We start from the raw sequence: 11,881 nt of genomic DNA, 5'->3' as shown, positions 1-11,881 counted from the left end.
AAAAGATGAGCGGGATTCAGCTGCTGGATAAGACAAGAAAGATCGGGAAGCTGCTGCATAACAGCCATTCCAGCAAAGTTGTTTTTAACGATATCTGCAAGGTGATGCAGGATGCGCTGCAGTCAAACGTGCTGGTGATCAGCCGAAAAGGAAAAGTACTGGGCATTTCCGGCAAGGACGGCGGTGCAATCCGGGAGCTTTCCGGCTGCAACGTCGGAAGCTTTCTTGATCCGCTGCTGAATGAGAGAATGCTTTCAATTTTGTCCACCAAAGAAAACGCAAGCCTTGCGACGCTGGGCTTTGATGGCGAAGAGGACGAAGAATTTTCCGCGATCGTGACACCGATCGAGATCGCAGGGGAACGCCTCGGCACGCTGTTTTTATACCGCAGGGGGCAAAGCTATACGATCGACGATATTATCCTGTGCGAATATGGCTCCACGGTGGTGGGGCTGGAAATGCTGCGGGCCGTGACCGAGGAGAGCGCGGAGGAAGACCGCAAAATCGCAGTGGTACACGCCGCACTCGGAACCTTATCCTATTCCGAACTGGAAGCGATCAGCCTGATTTTTCAGGAGCTGCATGGGACGGAAGGCATTCTGGTCGCAAGTAAAATTGCGGATCAGGCGGGTATTACCCGTTCCGTTATTGTCAACGCGCTGCGCAAATTTGAGAGCGCGGGAATCATCGAATCCCGTTCCTCCGGCATGAAAGGCACTTATATCAAGGTCTGCAACGAATTTGCCTATGGAGAAATCCGCAAAATGAAGGAAAAGAAGTAAATAATAGTCTTGCAAGTCATCAGCATTTATGATAGAATCCTAATGTTGTGACCATAAAACATGTGTCTGGTTCCGTCACCGGTGTCCTTTAACGCTTTGGATGGCTGGCGGGTGGAAATGGTGGATCCTGTGAATTGAGCTTTACAGGATGTTTCTAAAAAGGCACAGAGGAAAAAACCAATGGAGGTAAGAACAATGAGCGTTATTTCTATGAAACAGTTACTTGAAGCAGGTGTTCATTTCGGACATCAGACCAGAAGATGGAACCCTAAAATGGCTCCTTATATCTTCACCGAGAGAAACGGTATCCACATCATCGACCTGCAGAAGTCTGTAGGCAAAGTGGACGAAGCTTACAAGGCAGTATTTGAGATCGCAGCACAGGGCGGCACCATCCTGTTCGTCGGCACCAAGAAGCAGGCACAGGACGCTGTTAAGACCGAGGCTGAGCGCTGCGGTATGTATTTTGTAAATGAGAGATGGCTGGGCGGCATGCTGACCAACTTCAAGACCATCAGAAGCAGAATCGAAAGACTGAAAGCAATCGAGACCATGTCCGAAGACGGTACCTTCGATGTTCTGCCTAAGAAAGAAGTTATCCAGCTGAAGAAGGAATGGGAAAAGCTGGAGAAGAACCTGGGCGGTATCAAGAACATGACCAGAATCCCGGATGCAATCTTCGTTGTTGACCCTAAGAAGGAAAAGATCTGTGTACAGGAAGCTCATGCACTGGGCATCACACTGATCGGTATCGGCGACACCAACTGCGATCCCGAAGAGCTGGATTACATCATTCCTGGTAACGACGATGCAATCAGAGCCGTTAAACTGATCACTTCCAAGATGGCAGACGCTGTTATCGAAGCAAATCAGGGCGAAGAAGTTTATACCGAAGAAGCAGCTGCACAGGGTGAAGCTTCCGATATCGAAGAAGTAGCTGCTGCAGAAGAGGCGTAAATACTTTTTGACAATAGAACCCAATAAACTGATTTTATATGGAGGAAAGTAAAATGGCTGTTACAGCTGCAATGGTAAAAGAGTTAAGAGAAATGACCGGCGCTGGTATGATGGACTGCAAAAAGGCGCTGACCGCAACAGAAGGCGACATGGACGCTGCTGTTGAATTCCTGAGAAAGAACGGACAGGCAAAGGCTGAGAAGAAGGCTGGCCGTATCGCTGCAGAAGGTATCTGCCGCATTGCTGTAAAAGATGAAGGCACCGCTGCTGTCGTAGAAGTAAACTCTGAGACAGACTTTGTTGCAAAGAACGAGAAGTTCCAGAACTTCGTAGCTGCAGTTGCTGAGCAGGCAGTAAATTCTGACAATACAGAGCTGGAAGCATTCCTGGATGAAGCATGGCATGAGGAACCCTCCAAGACTGTAAAGGAAGTTCTGGTTGAGCAGATCGCAGTAATCGGCGAGAACTTAAAGATCAGAAGATTCCAGAAGGTTACCGCTCCCCTTGTTGTTTCCTACACACATGGCGGCGGACGTATCGGCGTTTTAGTAGAAGCTGACACCGATGTAAAGAACGATGCGGTAAAAGAAGCACTGACCAACGTAGCAATGCAGATCGCTGCACTGTCTCCGAAGTATGTTTCCACTGCTGACGTTTCCGAAGAGTACAAAGCTCATGAGAAAGAGATCCTGATGGCTCAGATCCAGAACGATCCTAAGATGGCTGGCAAGCCTGAAAAGGTAATCGAGGGCGCAGTAAGTGGCCGTCTGAACAAAGAGCTGAAGGAAGTTTGCCTGTTAGAGCAGGTATACGTAAAGGCAGAGGACGGCAAGCAGACCGTTGCTCAGTATTTGGCTCAGGTAGCAAAAGAGAACAATGCAAACCTGACTGTAAAGGGCTTCGTTCGTTTCGAAACCGGTGAAGGTATCGAGAAGAAGGTAGAAGACTTCGCAGCAGAGGTTGCAGCTCAGCTTGGCTGATAACGGCGCATTCTGATAAGACTTGCACCGCAAAGGGAAAAACAATAGAATGCACGCTCTGCGAGCATTCTATTGTCATGAATAAAGGACTGTCGCATTAGCAAATAGTTTTGCTGGGCGACAGCCCTTTTTTTATCGTATAGGAAACTTCGTTTCCATACGATAATAAACGCGCTACGCGGATCGCACTGCAGCGGAATGGAAGAATGTCGCTTACGCGACCCGCCGCAGGCGGAGGAGCCGGGAGCAGAAAGTGCTTGGCATGATCGGGGTGGCAGCACATGAATGCGGACACATCAATTTCAGTAATTTTGAAAAGCGCAGGATTTATGCTTCCGGAATCCGGGAGGGAATCTTATATCCGGAACTGCCAGAGCCAAAAAATGAAGAGGAAAAACAGGTACTTGGGGAATTGCAGGTATGTCTGGAGCAGAAAAAGGAGAAGGAATTGAGAGTGATCCGGGAAACGCTTTTGTATCTGCATAACATTCTGGAAGATATGTATATCGAAGCAAGGCAGTGTGCGGAATATGGCGGGATTGTACAAAAAGCCATCCGGTTCCTTGGAAGATGGGACATGGAACAGGCAGAAAGCATCCGGCAGATGCAGGAATACGGGATGGACAGCCTTTCCATCATGAAAAATGTCCTCCTGCAGTATCTGAGGAGCAAAAAAGTAAATGACTGGGAGCGCGCAGGCGGAATTTATATGGAAATGCTGGAGCGGTGCAAGGAGACGCTGGATGAAGTGGTAATCCCGGCAGACGAAGATGTGCGCTTCCGGGCGGCAAACAGGCTGCTTCTGATTCTGTGGGAGTTTGTAAAGGAGGCTTTTGAACAGGAAGAGAGCGGAAAAGAAGATACAGAACAAATTCCCCCTGAATATGAAGGCGGCGATGGAGCTGGGAAATGGAAAGAGTCCGCAGCCACAGATACAAAGGAAGGGGAAGAAAAAAGAAGACGTGCGGCTGCCGTTCTGGGCGGGGAACAGCAGGAAAAGGCAGCCGCGGAGGATAGCGTAAAGGAGATTAGCGACGAAATCGGAAAAATTGTGACAAAAATGGAACAGGAAATGCTTGAGCGGGAACTAAAAGAGAACGCAGATAAGATGGATCTGGGAGAAATCCATAACGGGTATAGGCTGCGGATCATAAGACCAGAGCCAACATTGGAACAGATTGCACGATATGAAGTAATGAAAAAGAAGGTGGATGCAGCTGCAGAAAAAATGGTACGGTTGATTGCCCCGCATTTGGAGGAACAGGAAAGATTTCAGAAAGGGATGGTACAGGGGAAAAAAGTCTGTGGGAGCCAGATTTACCGCAGGGATGGCAGGATTTTTAGGAGCCGGAATATTCCGGGCAACCAGGACGCGGCGGTGGGGGTATTGATCGATGAGTCCGCATCCATGGATATCCATAACCGGATTGGCAGTGCGCGATATACCGCCTGTGTGATATACCGCTTTTGCCAAAGGCTCGGGATTCCCGTGCTGATTCTTGGTCATTCCACAGGAATTGGCGAGAAAAAAGAGAGTGTTGAGCTGTATTCCTATGCAGAATTTGACGCATGGGATCAAAAGGACTGTTTTCGCCTTACGGGAATCCGTTCCAGATGGAACAATAGAGACGGGGCTGCCTTGGCATACGCAGGGATGCGGCTTGGAAAAAGAGCTGAGGGACAGAAGCTTTTATTTGTTATTTCGGATGGGCTTCCTCTTGCGGAGGGGTATCGGGGGGAAGCAGGGATAGCGGATACCAGACGGGAAAGAGAAAAGCTGGAGCACGGAGGAATCCATGTGATGGCAGCGGCAATCGGGGAAGACAGGGAACTGATTAGACGGATTTATGGAAAAGGATTTTTGAACATATCGGATACGGAACGGATACCTGCGGCAATGGCGGGGATCATCCGGCAGTATATGGGAAAGTAGGTGAAAGGCTTGGAAAAGAATGGTGGAAAAACCGATTACAGCAGGATCACTTCGCGTCAGATCGCAGTATATAAGACAGATAAGGCACTTTTGGAGCTGGTAGACAGCTTGAAACCGGCGGGAGCTTCTTATCCGGCACACATCCATGCATCCGGGGAAGAGGATGAGGAAGGATATTCCCTGATCCGTCTTCAGATGGTGGATTATTCTGCAGGAACTGGTCAGAAGTCTGTCAGTGTGTATGCAAACATCAGCCCGGATGAGGCACTATACCTGTATTCCAGAATATTCAGCGGTGTGCAGACTTTTTTCATGTCCCGGCAGAAGATATTTGGGGAAGCAAAAAAAGAAGGGTATGCCAATGTGACAAAGCTTATGGTCAGCAGGTATGAAACAGACAGCGCTGGAAAAAAGCGGGCATATCCGTGGTCAGTCCAGATCCAGAACGGGATTGGAATCAAAGGGAAAAACAGCAACGGGGGGACATACTGTAAAAAGGATAGTTTTGTTTCGGATGGAGCTGCAGAAATCTTTTTAACGGATGCGGACATGTTCCACATGTTTTCGCGGGCAGAGGCATGGATCCGGGCATTTGAACGGGAACAGACAGGAAGAAAGCAGAGAAAGGAGAATTTTGGCAGTCTGTACCGGCTGCTCAATAAGGAACTGGAAGGGCATTTTGCGGGGCTCTATCAGAGATTTGAGGAAATGGGGCTTTTGGAGCCAGATGAAAAGGCAGCCTGAATTTTTTAGAATCTAACTTATTGTAATGGTATCTATATTCAGGGACGATAAGAAAGATTTTATGATACAGACCAGTTTCAGATTTAAGAAATAAATAAATTCCCGGGTGTCGAAAAGGCAGCGGCAGGGCAGATATAAACGGATTGTTTGTACCTGCCCTTTTTATTCCCGTGAAAAATTTTGGGGAAAATTCAACTTGAGAGAAGAGGGATGTGTCTTCTGAAATAGGAACTTACTTCATATATGGAGGATTTGTATAATATCGAGATTTACCGGAGGAAAGCAGAATGGAGAAAAGACAGGGAGCATTGTATTTTGACAGGGAAGAGGAGCGCTATAATATTCGTTTCGGCTTGGAAGAATGTTATCATGGCCTGTACTGCGGGGAAGGGCTGGAGGTGCTGGTAGGAAAAAGATGGGTGCGTACCCGGATTGAAAAGGCAGCGGACTGGTATCTGGTTGGGATTGATACGGACTGGCTGGACGGGCTGCGGGTAAGGGTATGAGTAAGCTTGCTATTTGCAAGTGTGGATGGTAAAATTACAGGTAACAGGGAGAGCATAGAAAGGGAAGGAATGACAACTGTAAGGAAGGGGCTGAACAGATGGGAAGATTCTTAAATCCGGATAACAGTGCGTTTCAGGTAGCGTTAAATTCAGAAATTTATGTTGATAAGACAGGACTGTTAGAATATACGAACAGGGTAATGGGGACAAAGCAGGGCTATATTTGCAACAGCCGTCCGAGACGGTTTGGAAAATCCATTACGGCTGACATGCTCACGGCATATTACAGCAGGGGTTGTAGTTCTAGAGAAATGTTTGAAAAATTAAACATTGGTAAAAGTACGGATTTTTTGGAACATCTTAACCGGTATGATGTGATTCATCTGGATATCCAGTGGTTTCTGGCAACAGTGGACAGCGTTGATGAGGTCATAAACTTTATTACGGACAGCGTGCTTGTCGAATTGCGGGAGAGTTATCCGGATGTTTTGCCGGAAGAGGTAAATACAGTACCGGATGCGCTTTCGCGGCTCAGGGAAGAAAACGGTCAGAAATTTGTTGTAATCATTGATGAATGGGATGTTCTGATTCGGGATGAGTCGGCAAATGGCAAAGTCCAAAAAGCTTATATTAATTTTTTAAGGGGAATGTTTAAAGGATCGGAACCGACAAAATACATCCAGCTTGCGTATTTGACAGGAATCTTACCGATTAAAAAAATCAAAACCCAGTCGGCGTTAAATAATTTTGATGAATTTACGATGCTGGATGCCGGCAGGCTGGTTTCATTTGTAGGTTTTACAGAAGATGAGGTAAAGACACTTTGTGAAAAATACCGGATGGATTTTGAACAGGTAAAAAAATGGTATGATGGGTATTGTTTGGGGGAATGCCATATTTATAATCCGATTGCAGTAGTAAACCTTGTAACAAAAGGAAAATTTAAAAGTTATTGGTCAGAAACCGGCACCTATGAGGCAATCGTGCCTTTGCTTAATATGGACTTTGAAGGTTTGAAAACAGCAATTATTGAGATGTTGGGAGGAAGTCGGGCAGAGATTGATGTATCTTCTTTTCAGAATGATATGGTAAGTTTTGCAAACAGAGATGATGTGCTTACGTATCTGATCCACCTTGGGTATCTGGGCTATGACGAGGATGCAGAGGCGGCATTTGTGCCGAATGAGGAAATCAGGCAGGAACTGACAAAAGCGATTAGAAGAAATGCGTGGGATGAAATGATCCAAAATCAGAGATGTTAGGATTGATTGTTGGAATATGCATATTTTTGTAATGGAATGGTAATTGATAGGGAGTGAGATGCTTTGTCAGAGTGTCAGAAACTTGAAAGGGTTTCTGCACTTTTTAAATTCATTCGTATTAAATTTGACCAAAAATGAGGGGAAAATGTCGTTTCGTGCATAACATGTTGAATTTGTAATAAATTTATGAATAATAGAAATTGAAATAGAATTTAAGGTATTTTGAAAAGGGAGGCGAATCCGATGCACAACGAATTTTTTTTAGTAGTACTTAGAAAACAGAAGAATTGTGATGAAGGAGGTCTCTATGAAAAATATTATTAAGTATTTGGGGTGTTTGGCTCTAGGATTATTGATTTTGAACAAGGTAGATTTTTCGGTATATGCGGCAGAACCCTCTAAAGTTGTAAGGCATGTAGAGTATGATGAAATTACAGATGTGAATCAGCTGTTACAGATGGGGATTGAAGAATATCAAAAAACTCCTAAAGTAAGAAATCAAAGCGAAAATGAAGAAATAACTGTGAAACAGTTATTAAGTATTACAGAATATGATGATGGTACGATTGAAAAAGAGTACTGTGTTACAGGTTTGGGCATGGTTGATAAGTCCGGTAAAAATGTGTCTGCAGCTCAAATCGCGAGGGCAGATTCTCCGGTAAATAAGGATAAGCAGGTGTCTAATTATGGAGTAACATTAGTGTGCTCACTTTATACAACAATGAGGCTGGATAGTGTATTCGATATGCCACTATTTAGGGTTGATAAGGTAACCACTACTATTTTAAGGACAGGTAGTGTATATCCGGGAAATGGAAGCACGCGGTATAATCATCAGCGTGGAAATGAATTTAAGTCTGTGCCTTTTACCGCCAGCACGGCATCAAATCAAAGTTTTACGATTCCCGGAAGCGCAAATTTCTACCATTCAAGTCCAGAGCCTCTTGCAGGAGGGTTAGTAGCACAGTCGGATGTTTCTTTATCGAATGGTAAGTCTTTATCTGTAATTGTAGGTGTCCCTTCAGATGATCCGTATGCAAAATAAATTGGGGAGAAGAAAGTAAAATGAGGGTAAAAATTTTTAATAGAATTATTATTCTTTTATGTATGATTTTGCTTTTATCTGGATGTGGACAAAAAACCAATACATTTCCTCAAATAGAAGATTTATCTCTTTTTGGTAGCAGCGTTAAGGAGGCTGGTAAATTATTAGGAATAAACCTTTTAGATATATCTCCTACTATATCAGAAAATTCAGAACAACTGGAAGTATACCAGTTACCTGGAACATGGATGATTGGAGAAGGAGAAGCGGAGGTTAGCCTTCATTTTTTGACCACGTCAACACCAAAAGGAAATCCAATGGGTTTGGAAATGGTTACCATGGAATTTTCAGAAGGAACGGATTTAAAAAAACTGTGGGAGTATATTTCTGAAACATGGAATTTGAAGGATAATCCAGATTGGGATAAGGACGAAAGAGGAAATGTTCAAGAGTTTTCATGGATGTCGGAACCTTTGGATGCGGAGACGACAGAGAAACTTGAAAAAATATCAGAAGAAACTTTTGGTAATTCGATGATTTATGTTATGCCATATATTTATATGGAAGGACGTATACGAAAAGATGGTTCAGTTCTATTTTATGTGTTTAGCGCCAGTGGTGCATTAAAGCATCATGAGGATGACTGGGACATAGATTAGCAGAAATCGGAAGATAGATTGACTTTAAAGTAAATATCATTTTTGAAAAATGTAAAGGAGTTGTACATGGTAATAAATGTGCAACTCTTTTATATAGGCAGGCTAACAAGTTCATGTTTTCAAAACAAGAATTGAAAGTTTGAGATATATGGAAAAGGGTGATACTGAGAGCGGCTAAAAGAAATAGTAGTTATCAAGATGGAGCTGGATGATTGAAGTACATTTAGAGTTAAAAAGGGGAAAATATGGGAAAAAGAAAAGAATATAGAAAAATAATAAAAAATTACAAAGAACAGAAAATAGTTTTTCAAGAAGAGATGAAATTGGATTATAGTAAATTAGAGGAAACAATTGCAGAGGCAATAAAAATAGAGAAAGAGAGGGAGAATGAAAACAAGAGAAAACATAGTAAAAAAAGGGAACTCCTATATAAAACTCTCAATATAATTTTTTATATGGTATTGATGATAATAGTTCTGTCGCTATTATATTCTATTTGTATGGCTTTTATAAGCGGAAAAATTGATGATATAGTTGGTTTTTTGATAACAATTGCAACGCTGATTATAATAATTATTATTATGATTTTGTGTTTTGATGAGTCATTTCAAGATGATGTTGAAGAAGCAGCAAATCATTTAGGGGTTAATGTTGCGGTGCTGGCACTTATTCTTTCGCTAATTAGTTTGATAAAGTAGATGCATAGATATTACAAAAATTTGTATGATAAAATTTTTATCCATCTACTTCCAAAATAGTCGAAAATCAATTGATTTTTTCGAAAAGATGTCAATCAGGAAAATTGACAATCATCTACAGAGAATGTTATAGTTGATACTATAAAAAAGAGTGATTGAAAGGCAGCAAAGGCTATGTGTGAATTTAAAATTCAGGAATTGGCTCTTTTGAATTACAGAAGATTTGAAAATGAAAAATTTACGTTAAATCCCAGAATGAACGTTTTTGCTGGAAAGAACGGGTCTGGAAAAACGACCGTATTAGAAGCTGCAAATGTAATGCTGGGAGCATATCTGGCAGCCTATAAAACATACGTTCCGTCCCGGTTTGTATACAATATAAAATCGGCAGATGTGCGGCAGAAAGCACAGATTTCTGAAGACAGTACGATTTTTACCACGGGGACGATCTCTCAATATCCTTGTAAAATCAGCTGTATAGCAAAATGGGGGGAGCAGGATAAAACGATAGAATTTCAGCGTGTAATCCTGAAAGAAGATGCCAGAACAAAATTTGGCGGTTCAAATCCGATGCAGCCGACAGTAATAGCGTGGGAAGAAGCAATATCAAAAGCAGATCATTCAGATATTGAAGTTGTTCTTCCATTGGTACTTTATCTTAGTACAGCACGTTTATGGAAAGATGGAAATAAAAAAGCGACAAAAAGGGGGGTATTCAGCAGGACGGATGCCTATAACCATTGTCTGGATGCGCAGCATGGACTGGATATTGCATTTCGATATTTGGATACACTAAAAGCAGTTTCGATGGAAGAAAATGGTGGAATACTGTTTCCGGCATATCAGGCGATTTTAGAAGCAGTAAATGAGGCATTTAGCGAAGAACTGCAGCCAGGGGAAGAGATTATATTTTCGACCAAATATGAGGATGATATGATTGCCCTTAAGACAGCAGAAGGAACAATTCTTCCATTCCGAATGCTTAGTGATGGTTATCGGAATGTGATAAAGATTATTCTTGATATTGCAACTAGGATGTGTATTTTGAATCCGTATTTGAAAGGGGATGCTCTTAAAAAGACACCGGGAGTTGTTTTGATCGATGAGGTTGATTTAAGTTTGCATCCGACCTGGCAGAAGCGCATTATAAGAATCTTGAAGGAACAGTTCCCAAGGATTCAATTTATCTGTGCGACACATTCGCCGTTTATTATTCAGTCTCTTGAAGACGGGGAACTGGTTACTTTGGATCAGCCGTTAGATAGTGAATATTCGGGTGAGGGGATTGAAGATATTGCGGAAGATATTATGGGCGTGGTACTGCCTCAATATAGTGAAAAAAAACGGAAAATATATGAAGCCTCACGAGAGTATTTTTCTGCGCTCAAAGAGGCAAAGACACAGGATGAAATTGAGAAGTTGGGAAAACGATTAGCTGAACTGGAAGCTGAGTACAGCGAAAATCCGGCATATATGGCATGGGTTCACCAGCAATATACGGAGAAAGCATGGAAGGTTAAAAAAAATGAGGGCAATAGATAAGGGCGGATCGCCTTATAAAGAAATAGACGAGTATCAGGATGCAATACCGTATTTGGAAAAGAAAATTGGTTTATATTGTTCTTATTGCGAAATGTCAATTAAACATGTTCCGGAAGTAGAGCATAAAATTTCCAGAAAGAATGGCGGAGACTGGACGGCATGGAGCAATTTGCTTTTAGGATGTAAATATTGTAATACCAGAAAAGCAGCAAAGATAACACCACAAAATGTGGGGGAGTATTTATGGCCAGATTCTGATAATACAGCGGTGGCTTTTTCCTATACGAATGGGATTCCAAAGGTAAATGAAGATATATTGAGTGCGTTAGATCCAACTGGGATTTGCTGTGAAAAGGCGAAAAATACATATGAAATGGTTGGATTGGGAAATATACCGATACAAAAGGATGATAAAGACAGAAGGGCTACAAGCAGGAATAGTGCGTTTATTAAAGCAAGGGAATCTTTGGAAGGATGGCGCCAGATTAAAGATGCGCCAGAAACGTATAAAAGCGTTATGAAAACACAAATTATGATAACAGCTGTAGCAGAGGGATTTTTTTCTGTTTGGATGACAGTTTTTGCGGACGAACCACAGATTTTGCAGGCATTGATAGAAAGTTTTCCGGGTACTAATGGGGCATATTATGGTAAGGATGGGAAAATAAAGAAGATTATGTAAAAAGAAAAAGGGCGTGTGAAAAAACGAGAAATCATTTTTTACACGCTCTTTTAGACTAAAAAATTATAAACGAAGTACTCTCTAAAAGCGC

The 11,881-nt window shown here is 42.6% G+C and carries 11 protein-coding genes and 1 pseudogene; all 12 read left to right on the top strand.

From position 1 onward, the window contains the following. Positions 1-5: 5 nt before the first annotated feature. The 12 genes and pseudogenes from codY (at position 6) to OCV62_RS04075 (ending at position 11,790) form a co-directional block, all read left to right on the top strand. On the top strand, positions 6-782 hold the full coding sequence (codY, locus tag OCV62_RS04130; protein ID WP_021915114.1) for a GTP-sensing pleiotropic transcriptional regulator CodY: 777 nt from the start codon (positions 6-8) through the stop codon (positions 780-782). A 195-nt stretch (positions 783-977) separates the two neighbouring features. Then, the gene (gene rpsB, locus OCV62_RS04125; protein ID WP_021915115.1) at positions 978-1,739 is read left to right on the top strand and encodes a 30S ribosomal protein S2; all 762 of its coding nucleotides are present in this window, start codon (positions 978-980) and stop codon (positions 1,737-1,739) included. 53 nt (positions 1,740-1,792) lie between these two features. Next, on the top strand, positions 1,793-2,719 hold the full coding sequence (gene tsf, locus OCV62_RS04120) for a translation elongation factor Ts (RefSeq protein ID WP_117962634.1): 927 nt from the start codon (positions 1,793-1,795) through the stop codon (positions 2,717-2,719). 262 nt (positions 2,720-2,981) lie between these two features. Continuing rightward, positions 2,982-4,652: a cobaltochelatase CobT-related protein gene (locus OCV62_RS04115; RefSeq protein ID WP_262585277.1), complete on the top strand. Its 1,671-nt coding sequence runs from the start codon at positions 2,982-2,984 to the stop codon at positions 4,650-4,652. 9 nt (positions 4,653-4,661) lie between these two features. Beyond that, entirely contained in the window at positions 4,662-5,396 is a 735-nt protein-coding gene (locus tag OCV62_RS04110; RefSeq protein ID WP_021915118.1) for a hypothetical protein, read from the top strand. A gap of 287 nt (positions 5,397-5,683) precedes the next feature. Then, on the top strand, positions 5,684-5,902 hold the full coding sequence (locus OCV62_RS04105) for a DUF5348 domain-containing protein (protein ID WP_021915119.1): 219 nt from the start codon (positions 5,684-5,686) through the stop codon (positions 5,900-5,902). 98 nt (positions 5,903-6,000) lie between these two features. Next, a pseudogene (locus tag OCV62_RS04100) lies at positions 6,001-7,158 on the top strand (AAA family ATPase); the annotation flags it as partial. 313 nt (positions 7,159-7,471) lie between these two features. Then, complete coding sequence (locus OCV62_RS04095; protein WP_021915121.1) at positions 7,472-8,209, top strand: hypothetical protein; 738 nt, start codon at positions 7,472-7,474, stop codon at positions 8,207-8,209. Positions 8,210-8,229: 20 nt separating this feature from the next. Then, positions 8,230-8,868 (top strand): hypothetical protein, encoded by a 639-nt coding sequence (locus OCV62_RS04090; RefSeq protein ID WP_021915122.1) that lies wholly within the window; start codon positions 8,230-8,232, stop codon positions 8,866-8,868. Between the two features lie 245 nt (positions 8,869-9,113). Beyond that, positions 9,114-9,566 carry a hypothetical protein gene (locus tag OCV62_RS04085; RefSeq protein ID WP_021915123.1) on the top strand — a complete coding sequence of 151 codons (453 nt, stop codon included), beginning with the start codon at positions 9,114-9,116 and terminating at the stop codon, positions 9,564-9,566. Between the two features lie 174 nt (positions 9,567-9,740). Further along, positions 9,741-11,108, top strand: a complete 1,368-nt coding sequence (locus OCV62_RS04080; protein ID WP_021915124.1) for an AAA family ATPase — start codon at positions 9,741-9,743, stop codon at positions 11,106-11,108. Continuing rightward, positions 11,092-11,790, top strand: a complete 699-nt coding sequence (locus OCV62_RS04075; protein ID WP_021915125.1) for an HNH endonuclease — start codon at positions 11,092-11,094, stop codon at positions 11,788-11,790. Before OCV62_RS04080 ends, OCV62_RS04075 begins: the two co-directional genes overlap by 17 nt. Positions 11,791-11,881 lie beyond the last annotated feature (91 nt).

The organism is Gallintestinimicrobium propionicum, from assembly GCF_025567525.1.
Lineage (GTDB): Bacteria > Bacillota > Clostridia > Lachnospirales > Lachnospiraceae > Gallintestinimicrobium > Gallintestinimicrobium propionicum.
This window is presented reverse-complemented; position numbering and strand designations above follow the sequence as displayed.